Origin of the sequence: Streptomyces caatingaensis (assembly GCF_001187435.1) — a bacterium.
Classification (GTDB): Bacteria; Actinomycetota; Actinomycetes; order Streptomycetales; family Streptomycetaceae; genus Streptomyces; species Streptomyces caatingaensis.
Window position 1 is genome coordinate 437,655 of the sequence record NZ_LFXA01000018.1, and the last position, 20,663, is coordinate 458,317.

General features: G+C 73.0%; 14 protein-coding genes and 1 pseudogene. 11 read left to right on the top strand and 4 right to left on the bottom strand.

The genetic code is table 11. The annotated features are described in order from the left end of the window. The first annotated feature begins 161 nt into the window (after positions 1-161). The 3 genes from AC230_RS28685 to AC230_RS28695 all read left to right on the top strand — a co-directional run bounded on the left by AC230_RS28685 (position 162) and on the right by AC230_RS28695 (position 2,884). Entirely contained in the window at positions 162-926 is a 765-nt protein-coding gene (locus tag AC230_RS28685; protein ID WP_049719543.1) for a ComF family protein, read from the top strand. A 308-nt stretch (positions 927-1,234) separates the two neighbouring features. Beyond that, positions 1,235-1,921 (top strand): ribosome hibernation-promoting factor, HPF/YfiA family, encoded by a 687-nt coding sequence (gene hpf, locus AC230_RS28690; RefSeq protein ID WP_049719245.1) that lies wholly within the window; start codon positions 1,235-1,237, stop codon positions 1,919-1,921. A 213-nt stretch (positions 1,922-2,134) separates the two neighbouring features. Then, complete coding sequence (locus AC230_RS28695) at positions 2,135-2,884, top strand: response regulator (protein ID WP_049719246.1); 750 nt, start codon at positions 2,135-2,137, stop codon at positions 2,882-2,884. Positions 2,885-2,920: 36 nt separating this feature from the next. On the opposite strand, the pseudogene AC230_RS28700 reads toward AC230_RS28695, so the two are convergent. Next, positions 2,921-4,128: pseudogene (locus AC230_RS28700) on the bottom strand (winged helix-turn-helix domain-containing protein). Positions 4,129-4,185: 57 nt separating this feature from the next. Next, the gene (locus tag AC230_RS28705) at positions 4,186-4,776 is read right to left on the bottom strand and encodes a GNAT family N-acetyltransferase (RefSeq protein ID WP_049719247.1); all 591 of its coding nucleotides are present in this window, start codon (positions 4,774-4,776) and stop codon (positions 4,186-4,188) included. A gap of 252 nt (positions 4,777-5,028) precedes the next feature. On the opposite strand from AC230_RS28705, the gene secA reads away from it, so the two are divergent. Next, entirely contained in the window at positions 5,029-7,845 is a 2,817-nt protein-coding gene (gene secA / locus AC230_RS28710) for a preprotein translocase subunit SecA (protein ID WP_049719248.1), read from the top strand. An 88-nt stretch (positions 7,846-7,933) separates the two neighbouring features. Here secA and AC230_RS28715 read toward each other — a convergent pair whose 3' ends face one another. Further along, on the bottom strand, positions 7,934-8,365 hold the full coding sequence (locus tag AC230_RS28715; protein WP_049719249.1) for an Rv3235 family protein: 432 nt from the start codon (positions 8,363-8,365) through the stop codon (positions 7,934-7,936). Between the two features lie 235 nt (positions 8,366-8,600). On the opposite strand from AC230_RS28715, the gene AC230_RS28720 reads away from it, so the two are divergent. The 3 genes from AC230_RS28720 (at position 8,601) to AC230_RS28730 (ending at position 15,203) form a co-directional block, all read left to right on the top strand. Next, positions 8,601-9,104 (top strand): DUF6912 family protein, encoded by a 504-nt coding sequence (locus AC230_RS28720; protein ID WP_049719250.1) that lies wholly within the window; start codon positions 8,601-8,603, stop codon positions 9,102-9,104. A 52-nt stretch (positions 9,105-9,156) separates the two neighbouring features. Further along, the gene (locus AC230_RS28725; protein WP_049719251.1) at positions 9,157-9,819 is read left to right on the top strand and encodes an HAD family hydrolase; all 663 of its coding nucleotides are present in this window, start codon (positions 9,157-9,159) and stop codon (positions 9,817-9,819) included. A 389-nt stretch (positions 9,820-10,208) separates the two neighbouring features. Beyond that, complete coding sequence (locus AC230_RS28730) at positions 10,209-15,203, top strand: NAD-glutamate dehydrogenase (RefSeq protein ID WP_049719252.1); 4,995 nt, start codon at positions 10,209-10,211, stop codon at positions 15,201-15,203. Positions 15,204-15,355: 152 nt separating this feature from the next. Here the strand turns inward: AC230_RS28730 and AC230_RS28735 are convergent, their stop codons facing one another. Further along, positions 15,356-15,889 carry a GtrA family protein gene (locus tag AC230_RS28735; RefSeq protein ID WP_422125656.1) on the bottom strand — a complete coding sequence of 178 codons (534 nt, stop codon included), beginning with the start codon at positions 15,887-15,889 and terminating at the stop codon, positions 15,356-15,358. A 133-nt stretch (positions 15,890-16,022) separates the two neighbouring features. Here AC230_RS28735 and manB point away from each other — a divergent pair, with 133 nt between their 5' ends. The 4 genes from manB to AC230_RS28755 are packed head-to-tail and all read left to right on the top strand — an operon-like array spanning position 16,023 to position 20,663. Continuing rightward, positions 16,023-17,102, top strand: a complete 1,080-nt coding sequence (manB, locus tag AC230_RS28740; protein WP_049719253.1) for a mannose-1-phosphate guanylyltransferase — start codon at positions 16,023-16,025, stop codon at positions 17,100-17,102. Positions 17,103-17,131: 29 nt separating this feature from the next. Then, positions 17,132-17,935: a polyprenol monophosphomannose synthase gene (locus tag AC230_RS28745; RefSeq protein WP_049719254.1), complete on the top strand. Its 804-nt coding sequence runs from the start codon at positions 17,132-17,134 to the stop codon at positions 17,933-17,935. An 11-nt stretch (positions 17,936-17,946) separates the two neighbouring features. Continuing rightward, on the top strand, positions 17,947-19,422 hold the full coding sequence (locus AC230_RS28750) for a hypothetical protein (RefSeq protein ID WP_053161406.1): 1,476 nt from the start codon (positions 17,947-17,949) through the stop codon (positions 19,420-19,422). Positions 19,423-19,433: 11 nt separating this feature from the next. Next, on the top strand, positions 19,434-20,663 hold the full coding sequence (locus AC230_RS28755; protein WP_053161408.1) for a glycosyltransferase 87 family protein: 1,230 nt from the start codon (positions 19,434-19,436) through the stop codon (positions 20,661-20,663).

A 20,663-nucleotide genomic window follows, 5' to 3' on the forward strand; every position in this document is an offset into this window, starting at 1 on the left:
GTCGGTCGGAGTGATCGGGTGTTGGGTGGAGCGTGATCCCGGCCGAGGGGTGGATGGCTCCCGCCAGGGGTGGACGCGGCCGTCCGGAATGCGTGGCCAGGGGTCACGCTGAGTTATCCACAGGGGTGGCGGCGGCCGGGGCGGGGCGGCACAGTGGGCGCATGCGGGGGTGGTGGCGGGAGATCGCCGGGCTGGTGCTGCCGGCCGAGTGCGCGGGGTGCGGAGCGGAGCGGTGTGTGCTGTGCGAGGAGTGCCGGGAGGAGCTGACGGGGCGACCCCGGCGGGCCTGGCCGGATCCGGTGCCCGACGGGCTTCCGCCCGTGTACGCCGCCGCCTGGTACGCCGACGCGGCGCGGTCGGTGCTGCTCGCGCACAAGGAGCGGGGAGCCCTCGTCCTGGCCGAGGCGCTGGGCGGCGCGCTGGCGGGCGCGGTGCGGCGGGCCGGTGCGGTTGGCCGGGGACGGGGCGGGAGGGACGCGGGTGGGCCCCTGGTGCTCGTGCCGGTGCCTTCCGCGCGCTCGGCCGTGGCGCGGAGGGGGCACGATCCGGTGCGGCGGCTGGCCGTCGTGGCGGCCGGGACGCTGCGGCGCGCGGGGCAGGACGCGCGGGTGGCGGCGGCGCTGCGGCAGCGCCGGGCCGTGGCCGACCAGGTGGGGCTGGCCGCCTCCGCACGGTGTGCGAACGTCGCGGGCGCCATGGCGGTGGCCGGCGGGCCGGCGCGGCGCTGGTCCGGTGGTGCTCCGGTGGTGCTGGTGGACGACCTGATGGCGACGGGGGCGTCCCTGGCCGAGGCGGCGCGCGCGGTCCGTGCCGCGGGCGGCCGGGTCGTGGGTGCGGCGGTCGTGGCCGTACCGCCCAGGGAGCGACCCGGAGGCCGGTACGGGTCTACGGACGCGGGGCGCATGTCAAGCGGAACTTGCCGTTAACCCCCGTCGTTCTTCAGGGAAACGGCCGGAGAGCACCTGAATGGAGGTACGCCGAGGTTGGGGGTACCGACGGGCTTCCGGGCGAGATATGTTCGGTTGTGAGGAATCGCAGGAGCTATGCCTCGTATCTCCGGATGGCGCCTTTTGTGCGCCTTCGAAGAAGCTGGAGAACGGGTGGATGTAGATCTTGCAGCAGGGGGAGGAGGAGGTGAAACCGCCGTGTCGGTGGCTCCGGGGATCCCCGGGGTCTGATGCAAGAGGGATGCGCTCCGCATCGTCGGCGGAGTGATCCGGGAACGGAGTTCTGCGTGGACATCGTCGTCAAGGGCCGCAAGACAGAGGTGCCCGAGCGCTTTCGCAAGCACGTGGCCGAGAAGCTGAAGCTGGACAAGATCCAGAAGCTCGACGGCAAGGTGATCAGCCTCGACGTGGAGGTGTCCAAGGAGCCCAACCCCAGGCAGGCCGACCGCTCGGACCGAGTGGAGATCACCGTGCGCGGACGCGGACCGGTGATCCGGGCGGAAGCCGCCGCGACAGATCCCTACGCCGCGCTCGACCTGGCCACGGCCAAGCTCGAGGCGCGGCTGCGCAAGCAGCACGACAAGCGGCTCAGCCGCCGGAACAACGGACGGATCCCGGCGAGCGAGGTCCCGGCGGCCGTCGGCGCCGCGGCGTTCGACGCGAACGGCCGGCTCGTCACCGAGGAGTCGGCCGGTGAGGTTCCGGTGACCCGCATGGGGTCGCTGGAGATCCGGGGCGAGGGCCCCGTCGTGGTCCGCGAGAAGACCCACACCGCCGCTCCGATGTCGCTCGATCAGGCGCTCTACGAAATGGAGTTGGTCGGGCACGACTTCTACCTGTTCGTCGACGCGGAGAACAAGATGCCGAGCGTCGTCTACCGGCGGCACGCCTACGACTACGGCGTCATCCACCTCAACACCGACGCGTTCGCCGAGGAGATGCCCGGTGGCGCGGGAGGGGCGCTCGGCGGCTGACCCGGGCCCCGCGGCGCGGTGACCCCGAAGGGTGCCCCGTGACGGTGTCCCGGAGTCCGGTGGACTCCGGGACACCGTCGTGCGGTCGGCGCCGCACCGGGCCGCCGTCCGGCATGGAATCATGGGCGGGCGGCAACGACCGGCCCGCCGGGACCGGTTGGGGCTCCGGCAACAGTGCACACCGCGAGGCCACGGCCTTCAGGGGGAGGAACGATGGCGGACAGGTTCGGACCCGTCTCCGGGCCCGGTGAGGACGGCGCCGCGGGCGCCAGCGAGGACCGGGCCGCGGAGCCCTCCCGGGACGAACCGATCCGGGTCCTGGTCGTGGACGACCACGCGCTCTTCCGCCGGGGCCTGGAGATCGTGCTGGCCCACGAGGAGGACATCCTCGTCGTCGGCGAGGCCGGGGACGGGGCGGAGGCCGTGGACAAGGCCGCCGACCTCCTGCCCGACATCGTGCTGATGGACGTCCGGATGCCCCGGCGCGGCGGCATCGAGGCGTGCACCTCCATCAAGGAGGTGGCCCCCAGCGCCAAGATCATCATGCTGACGATCAGCGACGAGGAGGCCGACCTCTACGACGCGATCAAGGCCGGGGCCACCGGCTATCTGCTCAAGGAGATCTCCACCGACGAGGTGGCGACCGCGATCCGGGCCGTGGCCGACGGCCAGTCGCAGATCAGCCCCTCGATGGCGTCCAAGCTCCTGACCGAGTTCAAGTCGATGATCCAGCGCACCGACGAGCGCCGCCTCGTGCCGGCCCCCCGGCTCACGGACCGCGAGCTGGAGGTCCTCAAGCTCGTCGCGACGGGCATGAACAACCGTGACATCGCCAAGGAGTTGTTCATCAGCGAGAACACGGTGAAGAACCATGTCCGCAACATCCTGGAGAAGTTGCAGCTGCACTCCAGGATGGAGGCGGTGGTGTACGCGATGCGGGAGAAGATCCTCGAGATTCGCTGAGGCGGGCCGGGGCGAGCCGGCCCGGTGCGAGGGGCGTCACGCCAGGGCCCTCGTCAGCGCCTTCGCCAGGGCCGCGTCGTCGCAGCGCTCGACGCGGACCGCGTCGCAGCCCACCCACTCCGCCGCCTCCCGGAGGGCCCGCGCCATCGGGGGACCGCCGCCGGGCCGTCCAGGGAGACCTGCCGGGCCACGAGCGTGCGGCCCTCGCGGGCCGGGTCGACCCGGCCCACCAGCCGCCCGCCGGCCAGCAGCGGCATCGCGAAGTAGCCGTGGACGCGCTTGGCCCGGGGCACGTACGCCTCCAGGCGGTGCGTGAAGCCGAAGAGCCGCTCCGTGCGCGGCCGGTCCCAGATCAGCGAGTCGAAGGGGGACAGCAGCGTCGTACGGTGCCGGCGGCCCTTCGCCGCCGATTCCCCGGCCAGCGCCTCCGGATCGGCCCACGCCGGCCGTGACCAGCCCGCCACCTCGACCGGCACCAGGCCCGTCTCCGGCAGCACCGCGTCGACCTGCTCGCCCTTGAGCCGGTGGTAGTCCGCGAGATCGGCCCGGGTGGCCACGCCCAGGGCCGCACCCGCCTGCGCCACCAGCCGCCGTATGCAGGCCGCGTCGTCCAGGTCGTCGTGGAACAGGGCGTCCGGAACAGCCCGTTCCGCCAGGTCGTACACCCGCTTCCAGCCGCGGCGTTCGGTGCAGACGACCTCGCCCGTGTCCAGCAGCCACTCGACGGCGATCTTCGTCTCGGACCAGTCCCACCAGGGGCCGCCGTTCTTCGCGCCGCCCAACTGCGTGGCCGTCAGCGGCCCTTCGGCGGCGAGCCGCTCGCGCACCGCCGCGCAGGAGCGCTCCGCGTCCTCCATCACATGCCAGCGGTGGCCCCGCTCACGGAACGCCCGCCTCCGGAAGGCGAACAGCGGCCACTCCTCGATGGGCAGCACGCACGCCGCGTGCGACCAGTACTCGAAGCCGTGCGCGGGCCCCGGTGCGCCCGCCCAGTACGCCTCCTCGACCGCCGTCCGGCCGACCGCGCCCAGCCGGGCGTACGGCACCAGCTCGTGCGAACGGGCCAGCACCGAGATCGTGTCCAGCTGGACCGCGCCCAGGCGGCGCAGCACCCCGCGCACCCCGGCCCGCCGGTCGGGCGCGCCGAGCAGCCCCTGGGCGCGCAGCGCCATGCGGCGCGCCTCGTCGGCGGAGAGTCGGACGGCGGCCCCAGGGCCCTTGGCGTAGGCGGCAGTTGTCGTCATGCGGTCACCCTAGGACCGGCCACTGACAACGGGCCCGGACGCCGGGCCGGGTGGCGCTCAGTCGCGCCCGGGATGGGGCAGGTACGGCGTCGCCGAGGGGAGGCCCAGGTCGGAGGGGAGCAGCGTGGCCGTCCAGGCGTCGCGGCGCGTGCCGTTGTGCACGATCAGGCCGCGCACGGTGCCCTGCATCCGGAAGCCGCATCCGAGGGCGACCGCGCGGGAGCCCCGGTTGCCCGCCTCGGCGATCCACTCCAGCCGCTCCGCGCCCAGGTCCTCGAACGCCCAGCGGACGACCTCGCGGGCCGCCTCCGCGGTGTAGCCGCGGCCGCGCCGCTCCTTGGCCGTCCAGTAGCCGATCTCCGCCTGCCGGGCGGGCTCGTGCAGGGCGAGCCGTATCAACGCCATCGCGCCCGTCAGCCGCCCGTCGTCCCGGGTGAACACGCCGAAGGTGTACTCGGTGTCGTCGCGCCAGCCCGTGGGGCAGCTCTCCGTCACGAAAGCGCGGGCGTGTTCCGCCGTGTACGGGGAGGGCACCGGCGTGTAGCGCGCGATCTCCGGGTCCTGGCAGGCGGCGTGCACGGCAGGGGCGTCGGAGGGCAGGAAGGGGCGCAGCACCAGCCGCCGGGTCGTGAGCGATATTGCTTCCATGCCCGCAGAGGGTGTCACGGCGGTGGCAACACGGTGCCCGCCGGTTACCCCCGGCGGGCACTCCGCGGCCGTCCCGTTCGTTCATCGTGCGGGTGACAGGCGGCCTCGGGAATGACGGACCTCCCGGCGCGGCGGGGTCCTCGCTTACGATGGCCGTTGCGGCGGGGACTGTCCCGTCGTGCCCGCGCACCCCCTCCCCGCCGGTGGCGGGGACAGTCAGTGCCAGGCCCGACCGGCAAGGAGTCAGCCTACGTGTCCGTCTTCGGCAAGATCATGCGTGCAGGAGAAGGCAAGATCCTGCGCAAGCTGCACCGCATCGCGGACCAGGTGAATTCCATCGAAGAGGACTTCATCAACCTCTCCGACGCCGAGCTGCGCGCCCTGACCGATGAGTACAAGCAGCGCTACGCCGACGGCGAGAGCCTCGACGACCTGCTGCCGGAGGCGTTCGCGACCGTCCGCGAGGCCGCCAAGCGCGTGCTCGGCCAGCGTCACTACGACGTCCAGCTCATGGGCGGCGCCGCGCTGCACCTGGGATACGTGGCGGAGATGAAGACCGGTGAGGGCAAGACCCTCGTGGGCACGCTCCCCGCCTATCTGAACGCGCTGTCGGGCGACGGCGTGCACCTCATCACGGTCAACGACTACCTGGCCGAGCGCGACTCGGAACTCATGGGCCGGGTCCACAAGTTCCTCGGTCTGTCGGTCGGCTGCATCCTCGCCAACATGACGCCGGCCCAGCGCCGCGAGCAGTACGGCTGCGACATCACGTACGGCACCAACAACGAGTTCGGCTTCGACTACCTGCGCGACAACATGGCGTGGTCGAAGGACGAGCTGGTGCAGCGCGGTCACAACTTCGCGATCGTCGACGAGGTCGACTCGATCCTCGTCGACGAGGCCCGTACGCCGCTGATCATCTCCGGCCCGGCGGACCAGGCCACCAAGTGGTACGGCGACTTCGCCAAGCTGGTCACGCGCCTCAAGCGGGGCGAGCCGGCCAACCCGCAGAAGGGCATCGAGGAGACCGGCGACTACGAGGTCGACGAGAAGAAGCGCACGGTCGGCATCCACGAGTCCGGCGTGACCAAGGTCGAGGACTGGCTGGGCATCGACAACCTCTACGAATCGGTCAACACGCCGCTCGTCGGTTACCTCAACAACGCCATCAAGGCGAAGGAACTGTTCAAGCGTGACAAGGACTACGTCGTCATGGACGGCGAAGTCATGATCGTCGACGAGCACACCGGCCGTATCCTCGCCGGCCGCCGCTACAACGAGGGCATGCACCAGGCGATCGAGGCGAAGGAAGGGGTGGACATCAAGGACGAGAACCAGACGCTCGCCACGATCACCCTCCAGAACTTCTTCCGCCTCTACAACAAGCTTTCCGGAATGACCGGTACGGCCATGACCGAGGCCGCCGAGTTCCACCAGATCTACAAGCTCGGCGTGGTGCCGATCCCGACCAACCGCCCGATGCAGCGCGTGGACCAGTCGGACCTGATCTACCGCACCGAGGTCGCGAAGTTCGACGCCGTCGTCGAGGACATCGCGGAGAAGCACGCGAAGGGCCAGCCGATCCTGGTCGGCACCACCTCGGTCGAGAAGTCCGAGTACCTCTCGCAGCAGCTCGCCAAGCGCGGCATCCCGCACGAGGTGCTCAACGCCAAGCACCACGAGCGCGAGGCGCAGATCGTCGCCCAGGCCGGCCGCAAGGGCGCCGTCACGGTGGCCACCAACATGGCCGGCCGCGGTACGGACATCAAGCTCGGCGGCAACCCGGAGGACCTCGCCGAGGCCGAGCTGCGCCAGCGCGGCCTCGACCCGGAGGAGCACATCGAGGAGTGGGCGGCCGCGCTGCCCGCCGCCCTGGAGAAGGCCGAGGCCGCGGTCAAGGCCGAGTTCGAGGAGGTCAAGGCGCTCGGCGGGCTCTACGTCCTGGGCACGGAGCGGCACGAGTCGCGCCGTATCGACAACCAGCTGCGCGGCCGCTCCGGCCGTCAGGGCGACCCGGGCGAGTCCCGCTTCTACCTGTCGCTGGGCGACGACCTGATGCGGCTGTTCAAGGCGCAGATGGTCGAGCGCGTGATGGCCATGGCCAACGTCCCCGACGACGTGCCGATCGAGAACAAGATGGTCACCCGGGCCATCGCCTCCGCCCAGTCGCAGGTCGAGCAGCAGAACTTCGAGACCCGCAAGAACGTCCTGAAGTACGACGAGGTCCTCAACCGCCAGCGCGAGGTCATCTACGGCGAGCGCCGGCGCGTCCTGGAGGGCGAGGACCTGCACGAGCAGATCAAGCACTTCATGGACGACACCATCGACGCCTACATCCAGGCCGAGACGGTCGAGGGTTTCGCCGAGGAGTGGGACCTGGAGCGGCTCTGGGGCGCCTTCAAGCAGCTCTACCCGGTGCGGGTGACCATCGAGGAGCTGGAGGAGGCCGCGGGCGACCGCGCCGGCCTGACCGCCGAGTTCATCGCCGAGTCCGTCAAGGACGACATCCACGAGCAGTACGCGGCGCGCGAGGAGCAGCTGGGCTCCGACATCATGCGCGAGCTGGAGCGCCGCGTGGTGCTGTCGGTGCTGGACCGCAAGTGGCGCGAGCACCTCTACGAGATGGACTACCTCCAGGAGGGCATCGGCCTGCGGGCCATGGCCCAGAAGGACCCGCTGGTCGAGTACCAGCGTGAGGGCTTCGACATGTTCACCGCGATGATGGAGGGCATCAAGGAGGAGTCCGTCGGCTACCTGTTCAACCTGGAGGTCCAGGTCGACCAGCAGCTGGAGGAGGTGCCGGTGCAGCCCGGCGCCGAGGGGCCGTCCCTGGAGAAGATCGAGGATGCCGTGCCGGCCGCGGCCCGTCCGGAGATCCGCGCCAAGGGCCTGGACGCCCCGCAGCGGCCGGACCGGCTGCACTTCTCCGCCCCGACGGTGGACGGCGAGGGCGGCATCATCGAGGGCGACTTCGAGGACGACTCCGTCACCCGCTCGCCGGCGGACGGCATGACGCGGGCCGAGCGCCGCAAGGCCCAGAAGAACGGCGGCCGCCGCCGCAAGAAGTGAGCCGCGGGAGCCGGCCGCCGGGGCGGGACACGGAGGGTGTCCCGCCCCGGCGGCGTTTCCGGCTCCCGGCCTCCCGGGGCCGCCGGTCTCAGGCGCGGGCGCAGCCCAGCTCCACCGCCGAGCACCGCCAGCGCCGGTCCGTGCCCTGCTCCAGCCGGAAGGCCAGCGCCTCCAGCCGGTCCCCGGAGACGATCCGGGCGTACGCCTCGATCACCCCGGGCCGCGGCTGGAACTCGTCGCAGCGGTGGACGACGGGCGCCCGCCCGCCCGGGGCCGCCGGCCGCAGGGGCGCGCGGGGCGCCAGCTCGGCGAGCAGGTCGTAGGCGGCGGGCAGGGTGTGCCCGATCATGCGGTGGACCGGGCGCTGCCCGCTGAGGGTGAGCAGCAGCTGCTCGGCGAACCAGTAGCGCGGGATGCCGGCCCGCGTCCGGTACCCGCCGCCCGGGCGGCGGGAGTCGGTGCGCCGCGGCGGTGCGCTCCGGCGGCCCGCGTTCCGGCCCGGCCCGGTGGTCCTGTTCAATGTCGTCGCCCCCTTCGGTCGGGGATCTTCTACCGGCGCGCCGCCCGCCCGGACAAGGGCTTCGCACAGGGCCGGGCGATTCACCTATCAGGGCGGCCGTCCCTCGATCGGCCCTGGTCACGGCGGTGTGCGGGGGTGCGGTGGGAGGGCGGGCCGGGGGCTCCCCGCACTTCGAAGGGGGACTCGCCCCCGTATGCTGGCAGCACAACCGTAGGTACTCCGGAAAGCGGCGGTCATGCGCGTCTACGTCCCCCTGACCCTCCCCGGTCTCGCCGAGGCGCACAAGGCGGGCGAGCTCGGCCCCGCCCCCGTCGACGCCTACGCCGTCACCCCCGCGCTGCGCGAGTGGTACACCTCCGACGACATGGAGGAACTGGAGTACGCCGCGCTCGGGCGCGCCGCGCTGGGCTCGCTGCGCCGGCTCGCCGCCGACCCGGAGGCGGCGCGCCGCCGGGTGGTCGTGGCGGTCGACGTGCCGGACGCCGAGGTGACCGTGGACCCGGGCTTCGGTCTGGACCGGGACGCGGTCGGCGAGGTGCGGCTGGCCCGGCCGGTGCCGCTGTCGAAGGCGGCCGCCGTGCACGTGGACGCGGACGACGCCGAGGCGGACGTCGCGGCCGCCGCGGCGGCGCTGGGCGCGGCGGACCTGGGCGACGACGACGCCCGGTTCGTCGTGGACGGCGCCGAGGACCACGAGCTGATGTGGTTCGGGGTGCAGGAGATCCCCAACCTGGTCTGAGGCCCGGTGCCCGGGACGGGGCGTTGTCAGTGGCCCCCGGTACCGTCGTGACATGACTCAGCACGGCGCCCACATCGTCTGGGACTGGAACGGCACGCTGCTCCACGACGTCGATGCCGTCCTCGCGGCGACCAACGGTTCGTTCGCCGAGGTCGGCCTCCCGCCGATCACGCTCGAACGCTACCGGGACCTGTACTGCGTGCCCGTCCCCAGGTTCTACGAACGCCTCATGGGCCGGCTCCCCTCCGAGGAGGAGTGGCTGGCGATGGACGAGGCCTTCCACCGGCACTACGCCGCCCACGCGGTGGACGTCGCGCTGGCCGAGGGGGCCGCGCGGCTGCTGGAGGAACGGCTGGCGGCCGGGCGGACGCAGTCGCTGTGCTCGCTGGCGCCGCACGAGCAGCTGATACCCCTGGTCCGGACGTACGGCATAGACCGGCACTTCGTCCGGGTGGACGGCCGCACCGGCCGGAGCGACCAGGGCAAGGCGGCGCAGATGGTCCGGCACCTGGCGGCGCTGGAGGGCATACCCGTGGAGCGGGTCGTGGTCGTGGGGGACGCGCTGGACGACGCCCTGGCCGCGGCGCACGCCGGGTCGAAGGCGGTGCTCTACAGCGGTGGTTCGCACAGCCGGGCCAGTCTGGCCTCGGCCGGTGTGCCGGTGGCGGACACGCTGGAGGAGGCGGTCGAGGCGGCGGAACGGCTGGTGGGCTGAGGCCGGGGAGCCGGCCGCAGGGGGGGCGCGGCGGGCCGGGCACTGTCCGGAGCGTCAAAGTCGCGCGCCGGGTTTTGCCACAATCGCCTCATGACGAGCTCCCCCGGAAGAGCGATAGCCTTACCGGGTGATCAGCGCGATATCCGCCAGGGGCGACGACGCCGCCGGCCCGCGCCCGGAGCGCCACGACGCCCGGGCCTGCGCTGTCACCCGGAACCGGGCCCGTCGGGCGCCGGCAGCTCTCTTCACAGGTCTGCCACAGTTCCTCCGGATCGGCCCGGTCACCCCTCATCCCGGCATACCGTCGAAGACGACCGGAGATACCGCGTCCCGGCGTGATGCCTTCACCACCGATGTCACGCAACGGCGCGCGACAGGAGCCAGAGGACATGCAGACCAAGCTGGACGAAGCCAAGGCCGAGTTGCTCGTGCGGGCGGCCCGCGTCGCCGAGAACGGCCCGGCCGGGGGGCAACCACCGACCGGTGCGGAGGGTGAGGGCGGGCTCGCCGGGGACGCCCTGACCGCCTACCTCCAGCGTTACTACCTGCACACCGCCCCCGAGGACCTGACGGGCCGCGACCCCGTCGACGTCTTCGGCGCCGCGCTGTCGCACTACCGTCTCGCCGAGAACCGGCCGCAGGGCACCGCCAACGTCCGGGTGCACACGCCCACGGTCGAGGAGAACGGCTGGACGTGCAGCCACTCCGTCGTCGAGGTCGTCACCGACGACATGCCCTTCCTCGTGGACTCCGTCACCAACGAGCTGTCCCGGCAGAACCGCGGCATCCACGTCGTCATCCACCCGCAGATGGTCGTCCGCCGCGACGTGACCGGCCGCCTGCTGGAGGTCCTCGGCTCCAGCTGCGACGCGCACGGCACCGGCGCGAACGCCCCGCTGCCGCACGACGCCCTCGTCGAGTCCTGGATCCACGTCGAGATCGACCGCGAGACCGACCGCGGCGACCTCAAGCAGATCGCCGCCGACCTGCTGCGCGTCCTGTCCGACGTCCGCGAGGCCGTCGAGGACTGGGAGAAGATGCGCGACGCCGCGCTCCGGCTGGCCGACGGCCTGCCGGAGGAGCCGGCCCCCGCCGACCTCCCGGTCACCGAGGTGGACGAGGCCCGCGAGCTGCTGCGCTGGCTCGCCGCCGACCACTTCACCTTCCTGGGGTACCGCGAGTACGAGCTGACCAAGGTGCCCTCCGCCGACGGCGGCGAGGAGGACGCGCTCACCGCCGTCCCCGGCACCGGCCTGGGCATCCTGCGCTCCGACCCGGCCCACACCGCCCACGGCCACCACGAGGGCAACCACGCCCCGCTGTCCCGCCCGGCCTCGGCCTCCTTCAGCCGGCTCCCGGCCGACGCCCGGGCCAAGGCCCGTGAGCACCGGCAGCTCGTCCTCACCAAGGCCAACAGCCGGGCCACCGTGCACCGCCCGTCCTACCTGGACTACGTGGGCGTCAAGAAGTTCGACGCCGACGGCAACGTGACCGGTGAGCGCCGCTTCCTGGGCCTGTTCTCCTCGGCCGCGTACACCGAGTCGGTGCGCCGCGTCCCGGTCATCCGGCGCAAGGTCGCCCAGGTGCTGGCCGACGCCGGCTTCTCGCCCGACAGCCACGACGGGCGCGACCTGCTCCAGATCCTGGAGACCTACCCGCGCGACGAGCTCTTCCAGACCCCGGCCGACCAGCTGCGGTCCATCGCCACCAGCGTGCTCTACCTCCAGGAGCGCCGCCGGCTGCGGCTGTACCTGCGCCGCGACGAGTACGGCCGCTACTACTCGGCCCTGGTCTACCTGCCGCGCGACCGCTACACCACGGGCGTCCGGCTGCGGCTGATCGACATCCTCAAGGAGGAGCTGAACGGCGCCGGCGTCGACTTCACCGCCTGGAACACCGAATCGGTCCTCTCCCGGCTGCACTTCGTCGTCCGCGTCGAGCCCGGCTCCACCCTGCCCGAGCTCACCGAGGCCGACGAGGAGCGCATCGAGGCCCGGCTGGTCGAGGCCGCCCGCTCCTGGGCCGACGGCTTCGCCGAGACGCTCACCGCCGAGGTCGGCGAGGAGCGCGCCGCCGAGCTGCTGCGCCGCTACGCGCACGCCTTCCCCGAGGGCTACAAGGCCGACCACAGCCCCCGCGCCGCCGTCAGCGACCTGGGCCACCTGGAGAAGCTGACCACCGGCGACGGCGACCGCGACTTCGAGTTCAGCCTCTACGAGCCGGTCGGGGCGGGCCCCGGCGAGCGCCGCTTCAAGATCTTCCGCACGGGCGCGTCCGTCTCGCTCTCGGCCGTCCTGCCGGTGCTCAGCCGCCTGGGCGTCGAGGTCGTCGACGAGCGTCCGTACGAGCTGCGCTGCTCCGACCGGACCACGGCCTGGATCTACGACTTCGGCCTGCGGATGCCCGAGCACGTCGAGGGCGACGACGCGCGCGGCCGCTTCCAGGACGCGTTCGCCGCCGTCTGGACCGGCGCCGCGGAGAACGACAACTTCAACAGGCTGGTGCTCCGCGCCGGCCTCGACTGGCGCCAGGCGATGGTGCTGCGGGCCTACGCCAAGTACCTGCGGCAGGCGGGGGTGACCTTCAGCCAGTCCTACATGGAGGACACCCTCAGCAACAACGTCCACACCACCCGCCTCCTGGTCAACCTGTTCGAGGCCCGGATGTCCCCGGCGCTCCAGCGGGCGGGCAACGAGCTGATCGACGGGCTGCTGGAGGAGCTGGACGGGGCACTCGACCAGGTGGCGAGCCTGGACGAGGACCGCATCCTGCGGGCCTTCCTCACCGTCATCAAGGCCACCCTGCGCACCAACCACTTCCAGCGCGACGCCGACGGCAGGCCCCACGACTACCTGTCGATCAAGCTGGACCCGCAGGCCATCCCGGACCTGCCGGCGCCCCGCCCGGCGTTCGAGATCTGGGTCTACTCGCCGCGCGTCGAGGGTGTGCACCTGCGCTTCGGCAAGGTCGCCCGCGGCGGTCTGCGCTGGTCCGACCGGCGCGAGGACTTCCGCACCGAGATCCTGGGCCTGGTCAAGGCACAGATGGTGAAGAACACCGTCATCGTGCCCGTCGGCGCCAAGGGCGGCTTCGTCGGCAAGCGCCTGCCCGACCCGGCGGTGGACCGCGACGCCTGGCTGGCCGAGGGCATCGCCTCGTACAAGACCTTCATCTCGGGCCTGCTCGACATCACCGACAACATGGTCGGCGGCGAGGTCGTCCCGCCCAAGGACGTCGTGCGCCACGACGAGGACGACACCTACCTCGTCGTCGCCGCCGACAAGGGCACCGCGACCTTCTCCGACATCGCCAACGAGGTCGCGGAGTCGTACGGCTTCTGGCTGGGCGACGCCTTCGCCTCCGGCGGCTCGGCCGGTTACGACCACAAGGGCATGGGCATCACGGCCCGCGGCGCCTGGGAGTCGGTCAAGCGCCACTTCCGCGAGCTGGGCCACAACACCCAGACCGACGACTTCACCGTCGTCGGCGTCGGCGACATGTCCGGCGACGTCTTCGGCAACGGCATGCTGCTCTCCGAGCACATCCGCCTGGTCGCCGCCTTCGACCACCGGCACATCTTCCTCGACCCGACCCCGGACGCGGCCGCCTCCTACGCCGAGCGCCGGCGCCTGTTCGAGCTGCCCCGCTCGTCGTGGGCCGACTACGACAGGGCGCTGCTCTCGAAGGGCGGTGGCATCCACCCGCGCACGGCCAAGTCGATCCCGGTCAACGCGCACGTCCGCGAGGCCCTCGGCATCGAGGCGGGCGTCACCAAGATGACCCCGGCCGAGCTGATGAAGGCCATCCTGCGCGCCCCTGTCGACCTGCTGTGGAACGGCGGCATCGGCACCTACATCAAGTCCTCCGCCGAGTCCCACGCGGACGTCGGCGACAAGGCCAACGACCCGATCCGGGTGGACGGCCGGGACCTGCGCGTCAAGGTCGTCGGCGAGGGCGGCAACCTGGGCCTGACCCAGCTCGGCCGCATCGAGTTCGCCCTGGCGGGCGGCAAGGTCAACACCGACGCCATCGACAACAGCGCCGGCGTGGACACCTCGGACCACGAGGTGAACATCAAGATCCTGCTCAACTCCCTGGTGTCCGACGGCGACATGACCGTCAAGCAGCGCAACAAGCTGCTGGCCCAGATGACCGACGAGGTCGGCGAGCTGGTCCTGCGCAACAACTACGCGCAGAACGTCGCCCTGGCCAACGCCGTGGCGCAGGCCCCCAGCCTGCTCCACGCCCACCACCGGATCATGCGCCGCCTCAGCCGCGAGGGCCACCTGGACCGCGCGCTGGAGTTCCTGCCGACCGACCGGCAGATCCGCGAGCGGCTCTCCGCCGGACGCGGGCTGTCCCAGCCCGAACTGGCCGTCCTCCTCGCCTACATCAAGATCACCACGGCCGAGGAACTGCTCGCCACCGGCCTGCCGGACGACCCGTACCTGCAGCGTCTGCTGTACGCCTACTTCCCGACCGCCCTGCGGCAGTCCTTCGGCGAGCAGATCGACCACCACGCGCTGCGCCGCGAGATCGTGACGACCGTCCTCGTCAACGACACGGTCAACTCCGGTGGTTCGACCTTCCTGCACCGGCTGCGGGAGGAGACCGGGGCGTCCCTGGAGGAGATCGTCCGGGCGCACACCGCGGCCCGCGAGATCTTCGGCCTGAACGCCGTGTGGGACGCGGTCGAGGCGCTGGACAACACGGTCGCCGCCGACGTCCAGACGCGGGTGCGGCTGCACTCGCGGCGCCTGGTCGAGCGCGGCACCCGCTGGCTGCTCAACAACCGCCCGCAGCCGCTCGCCCTCGCGGAGACCATCGACTACTTCCGGGACGGCGTGGCCACCGTCTGGGCCGAGCTGCCCAAGCTGCTGCGCGGCGACGACCTCGAGTGGTGGAAGTCCATCCACGACGAGCTCGCCTCCGCCGGGGTCCCCGACGAGCTGGCGGTCCGCGTGGCCGGCTTCTCCTCGGTCTTCCCGGCGCTGGACATCGTCGCCATCGCGGAGCGCACGGGCAAGGAGGCCCTGTTCGTCGCGGAGGTCTACTACGACCTCGGCGACCGGCTGCACATCAGCCAGCTGATGGACCGGATCATCGAGCTGCCGCGCTCCGACCGCTGGCAGTCCATGGCCCGCGCCTCCATCCGCGAGGACCTGTACGCCTGCCACGCCGCGCTGACCGCCGACATCCTCTCGGTGGGCAACGGCTCCTCGACGCCGGAGCAGCGCTTCACGGCGTGGGAGGAGAAGAACGCGCCGATCCTGGCCCGGGCGCGCACCACCCTCGACGAGATCCGCGGCTCGGACTCGTTCGACCTGGCGAACCTGTCGGTGGCCATGCGGACGATGCGGACGCTGCTGCGCACGCACACCTGACGGCGGTGAGGAAAGGGGGCGGCCCCGGGTGAACACCCGGGGCCGCCCCCTTTCCCGTGTTCCGGGCCCTTTTTCACGTTCCGGTCCCCGCCGGTTCCACCGGAGTTGGCGGCCCGGCCGCCCCCGGCTGCTGCCCTGGGCCGGTGTGGTTCCTACGGTGGAGGCGCGGTGGTCTCGGGGCGGTACGCGGCGGGTTCGTCGGGGACGCCGGCGGTGGCGTCGTGACGCGGGGCGTGCCGCGGCCCGCGGCCGATCCGGAACACCCAGGCCCGGTAGGCCCAGAAGCGGAAGAGGGTGGCCGTGCCGATGCCGAGGAACTTGAACGCGTTGTTCTGGAACGGGGTGTCCCAGCCGAACGCGTAGGTGGCGACGTAGAGCACCCCGTTCTCGATGATCAGACCGGCGGCGCTGAAGACGGCGAAGAGGACGACCTCCCGGCTGGGGCGGCCGCGGGCGCGGTCGCGGTAGGTGAAGTACCGCAGGCCCAGGTAGTTGAAGGCGATGGCGACGACGGTGGCGATCACGCTGCACCGGACGACGGGGAGGCCGGTGATGCCCCGGCAGAGGTTGAAGACGCCGAAGTTGACGAAGATCCCGATGCCGCCGACGGTGCCGAACTTCGCGAATTCCCGGCCGAGTGCCAGCAGCTCCGACGGGCCGCCCCGACGTTTCCCTCTTGCCTTCACCTGTCGCAAGGGCATCTCCCGATACGTTCGCCACGCATAGCGGACATTGCACGCAGACAGCCGATTGTAGTGTAATTTCCCGCGAAAACTAACGCAGTGCGACGATGCGACGACAAGGTGTGAGGGCGGTGGCATGACAGAGGCGGTACTCCTCGTCGGCGGCAGGGGCACACGGCTCCGGCCCCTCACCCTCCACACCCCCAAGCCCATGGTCCCGGCCGCCGGCGTGCCCTTCCTCGCCCACCAGCTCGCCCGCGCCCGGGCCGCCGGGGTCGACCACGTCGTCCTGGCGACCTCCTACCTCGCCGAGGTCTTCGAGCCGTACTTCGGCGACGGATCCGCCCACGGCCTCCGGCTGACCTACGTCACCGAGGACGTGCCGCTCGGCACCGGCGGGGCGATCCGCGCCGCCGCCGACGCGCTGGAGGCCGGGCCCGGCGACGACGTCCTCGTCTTCAACGGCGACATCCTCAGCGGGCTCGACGTCCGCGCCCTGCTGCGCCGCCACGAGCGGGCGCAGGCGGAGGTGACCCTGCACCTGACCCGGGTCGCCGACCCCCGGGCGTTCGGGCTGGTGCCCACCGACGCCGACGGCCGCGTCCTGGCCTTCACCGAGAAGCCCCGCCGCCCGGAGGAGATCGTCACCGACCAGATCAACGCCGGCTGCTACGTCTTCCGCCGCGAGGTCATCGACACCATCCCCACCGGCCGGCCGGTCTCGGTGGAGCGCGAGACCTTCCCCGGCCTGCTGGCCGCGGGCGCGCTGCTGCACGGTGTCGTGGACGCCTCGTACTGGCTCGACCTCGGCCGTCCGGCCTCCTTCGTCCAGGCCTCCGCGGACCTGGTGCGCGGCGTCGTCCGCTCCCCGGCCGTGCCCGGCGAGCCCGGCGAGCACCTGGTGCTGCCGGGCGCCCACGTCGAGCCGGGGGCGCGGCTCCGCGGCGGCACGGTCGTCGGCGCCGGGGCCCGCGTGGCGGCCGGCGCCGAGGTCGAGGGGAGCGTCGTCCTGGACGGGGCGCGCATCGAGGAGGGCGCGCGGGTGCGCGCGTCCATGGTCGGCGCCGGGGCGCGGGTCGGCCCCCGCACCGTCCTCGACGGCGCCGTCCTCGGCGACCGGGCCGACGTCGGCGCCGACAACGAACTGCGCGACGGCGCCCGCGTCTGGTGCGGCACCGCCATCCCCGACGCGGCCATCCGCTTCTCCGCGGCCTGACCCACGACCCCGAGCGACAGGACAGTCCCATGAGCGTTCCGCACACCGTCATGACCCCCCTGCCCGCCGAGTGGAGCCGCACCGCGACGACCGTGGTGATGCCCACCTACAACGAGGCGCAGAACCTCCCGATGATGGCGGAGGCGCTGATGGCCCTGCCCCTGGAGGGGCTGCGGCTGCTGGTCGTGGACGACGCCAGCCCCGACGGCACCGGCGCCGTCGCCGAGCAGCTGGCCGAGAAGTACAACGAGCCGGGCCGCTCCCGCATGGCCGTCCTGCACCGCACCGCCAAGGAGGGCCTGGGGCGGGCCTACGCGGCCGGCATGACGCGGGCCGTCGAGGACGGCGCGGCGTACGTGCTGCAGATGGACGCCGACGGCAGCCACCCGGCCGACAAGATCGCCGAGTTGCTCGGGGTGGCCCTCTCGACGGGCGCGGACGTCATCGTCGGCAGCCGCTACGTGCCCGGCGGGACGCTCTCCGCCGCCTGGGGCGCCCACCGCAGGCTGCTGTCGCGCTGGGCCAACGCCTACGCCGGCACCATCCTCGGCACCCGGCTGCGCGACATCACCGGCGGCTTCAACCTCTGGAGCGCGGCGGCCCTGCGCGCCCTGGACCTCGACACCGTCGACAGCGCGGGCTACAGCTTCCAGGTCGAGACCAAGTACCGGGCGCTGCGGGCCGGTTTCACGGTCGTGGAGGTGCCCATCCACTTCGAGGACCGCACGGTGGGGGAGTCGAAGATGAACCTGGCCGTGCAGCTGGAGTCCGTCGCGGTGCCCTGGCGGCTGCGGGTCAGAACCCTGCGCGCGGGCGGCGGGCGGGCCCGCTGACCCGCGCCGCCGTGACCCTTCGCGCCGCCGGCGCGCAGCGGGCGCTGTGGGGCGCCGCCCTGCTCCCCGCCCTCCTGCTGCTGGTGTCGGCCGTACGGCTGCCCTGGGCCGGTGACCTGGGGATGCACGCGGCCGTCGTGGAGCGGCTGCGGGCCGACCTGCCGCACCCGGGGCATCCGCTCGTCGACGCCGACGTCCCGAGCCCCTACTACTCGCCGTGGACCGTCGTGCTGGCGCTCGCCGCGCGGGCCGCGGGCCTGGACGGCCTCCAGGTGCTGCACCTGGCCGCGCTCGCCGGGTTCGTCGCGTTCGCCACCGGCGTCGCGGCCTTCGTCCGCGCCCTGACCGGCCGTCCGGCCGCCGTGCCGCTCGCCCTGCTGTGCGTGCTGCTGCTCCAGGGGACGCGGCTGTTCGCCTGGAGCGGGATGCCCGGACTGACCTCGCTCGCCCTGACCCTCGCCTACCCGAGCACCCTCGCGCTCGGCGCCGCCCTGCACCTGTGGGCGCTGCTGCGGCGCGCGGTCGCGGACGACCGGTCGTTCGCCGCCTTCCTGACCCTGGGGCTGCTGCTCGCCGTGGTGCTGCTGGTGCACCAATTCACCGGCGCGGTCGCGGTGTTGGGGGTGGCGGCGGTGCTGGCGCGGGGCGGGCGCCGGGTGTGGCGGAAGGTGGCGGCGGCGGGCGGGCTCGCGCTCGGGGCGCTGTGGGCCTGGCCCTACTACCCCTTCTTCGAACTCGGCGGCGCTGACGGGCTCGACGCGATCCACCGGCCGCTCGCCGCCCACCTGGTGGGGAGGTTCTGGCTGCTCGCGCCGGGGGCCGTGGCGCTGGCCGCGCGGTGGCGGCGCGACCGGCGCGACCCGCTCGTCCTGCTCTTCGCCTCCGGCGCGGCGGTCTTCGCGGCGGGCGCGTGGAGCGGGCACTGGGCGTGGTGCCGCGTCCTGCCCGCCGTCCTGCTGCCCGCCCAGCTCGCCCTCGCCGTGGCGACGGCGGAGGCCGCCGGCCGGACCCGCCGGGCCCTCGCCGCGGTCACGGGCGCGGCGCTGTTGACGGGCGCGTGTGCCCAGGCGGGCGCGGTGGCGTACGCGCTGCCGGCGCGCGCCGCACGCACCGTGCGCGCCCACGTCCAGGCCGTCGCACCCTGGCCCTCGTTCGGCTGGGCGGGACGTGAACTCCCCGCCGGCGCCACGGTGATGACGAACGACTACTTCGCGCTGCGCATGCTGCCCGCCTACGGGCCCTACACCGTCGCGCCGGCCTGGCCCGACGTCTTCCTGCCGGACGAACGGGAGCGCCGCGAGGCGACCCGGCGCTACTACGCGCCCTCCGCCTCCCGGGCCGAACGGCTCGGCCTGCTCGGCCGGTACGGGGCGCGCTGGGTGCTGCAGAAGGACGGCGCCCCCGGCCTGCGGCCGGACGACCCGGCGCTGCGGCGGACGGTCCGCGGACCGGGCGGGTTCGCGCTGCTGGAGGTGGAGAAACGATGAGGAGGGCGGGAGTGGCCGTGCGGGGGAAGGACGGGACGGACGAGGACGGGCTCGCGCACCGGGCACGGGGGCGCGCCCCCTGGCCGGTGCTCGGCGCGGCGCTGTTGGTGTACCTGCTCAGCGCCGGGCGGATGCTGGGCGTCCGGCGGACGGGCATGGACAACGCGGTCGTCGTCCGGGCGGCACGCGCCCTGCTCGACGGCGGGTCGCCCTACGCCGACAAGCGCTTCCTCTATCTGCCCGGCGCGGTCTTCGCGGCGCTGCCCCAGGCGCCGTTCTCCGACCGGACGCTGACGCGCGCGGTGCCGTTCGTCACCGCCGCGCTCGTCCTCGCCGGCGTGGTGCTCGCCCTGCGGATCTTCGACGTCCGGGCGGACAGCCGGCTCGCGGCGGCCGTCGTCGCGGGGCTCGGGCTCTTCCTGCCCTTCCAGGCCATCGTGCACCTCGGCAACTGGACGGCCGCCTCCGTCGTCGCCTACCCCGCCGCCCTGCTGCTCGCGCTGCGCGGCCGCTGGAGCGCGGCCGGGGCGGTCGTCGGCGCGGCGATCGCCCTCAAGCCGATGCTCGTGCCGCTGCTCCTCCTCTTCGTCCTCGCCCGCCGGTGGCGGGCGCTGGCCTGGGCGGTGGGCCTGCCCGTGGCCGTCTCCGTCGCGGCGGCGCTCGCCATGCCCCGGCCGCAGCTGTTCCTCACCAAGACGCTGCCGTTCCTGCTGCACGGGCAGGACGACTACGCCGCTCCGTACGACGCCTCGTGGACCGCCGTCCTGCCCCGGCTCGGCGTGCCGCACCACCTGGCGTTCGCCCTGGGGGCGTGCGCCGCCCTCGCCGCGCTGTGGTGCGCCCGGACGCGCTGGCGGGCCGGGGGCGACGAGGCGCTGCGGCTGGTGGAGTGCGGGGCGCTGCTGATGCTCGCGGCGTTCCTGGTGTCGCGGCCGTCCTTCGTGCACTACGCGCTGGTGATCCTTCCGGCGCTCGTCGCGTCGGTGGTGGTGCGCGGGGCCGCCGCGCGCCAGGTGTGGTTCTGGATGCCGCTCGTGCCGCAGATCGCCGGGATCCCCTGGCCCGAGCTGGGCGGATCCCGGCGGCACGCCTTCAAGGACATCGTCATGTTCACCGGGGCCGCGGCCGTCCTCGCCCTCGCCGCGCTGCGGAGACGGACCGCCGGGAGGGTGACTGTCAGTGGTGCCGCCTACTCTCTGAGTAGTGATCCGGAGCCCCGGAGCCCATCGGAGACGAGGTGA

What these genes read in the sequence shown, in the direction of transcription:
- AC230_RS28685 (WP_049719543.1), top strand. Translation starts at nt 162, where the DNA reads ATGCGGGGGTGGTGGCGGGAGATCGCCGGGCTGGTGCTGCCGGCCGAG.
- AC230_RS28695 (WP_049719246.1), top strand. Translation starts at nt 2,135, where the DNA reads ATGGCGGACAGGTTCGGACCCGTCTCCGGGCCCGGTGAGGACGGCGCC.
- AC230_RS28705 (WP_049719247.1), bottom strand. Translation starts at nt 4,776, where the DNA reads ATGGAAGCAATATCGCTCACGACCCGGCGGCTGGTGCTGCGCCCCTTC.
- AC230_RS28720 (WP_049719250.1), top strand. Translation starts at nt 8,601, where the DNA reads ATGCGCGTCTACGTCCCCCTGACCCTCCCCGGTCTCGCCGAGGCGCAC.
- AC230_RS28725 (WP_049719251.1), top strand. Translation starts at nt 9,157, where the DNA reads ATGACTCAGCACGGCGCCCACATCGTCTGGGACTGGAACGGCACGCTG.
- AC230_RS28730 (WP_049719252.1), top strand. Translation starts at nt 10,209, where the DNA reads ATGCAGACCAAGCTGGACGAAGCCAAGGCCGAGTTGCTCGTGCGGGCG.
- manB (WP_049719253.1), top strand. Translation starts at nt 16,023, where the DNA reads ATGACAGAGGCGGTACTCCTCGTCGGCGGCAGGGGCACACGGCTCCGG.
- AC230_RS28745 (WP_049719254.1), top strand. Translation starts at nt 17,132, where the DNA reads ATGAGCGTTCCGCACACCGTCATGACCCCCCTGCCCGCCGAGTGGAGC.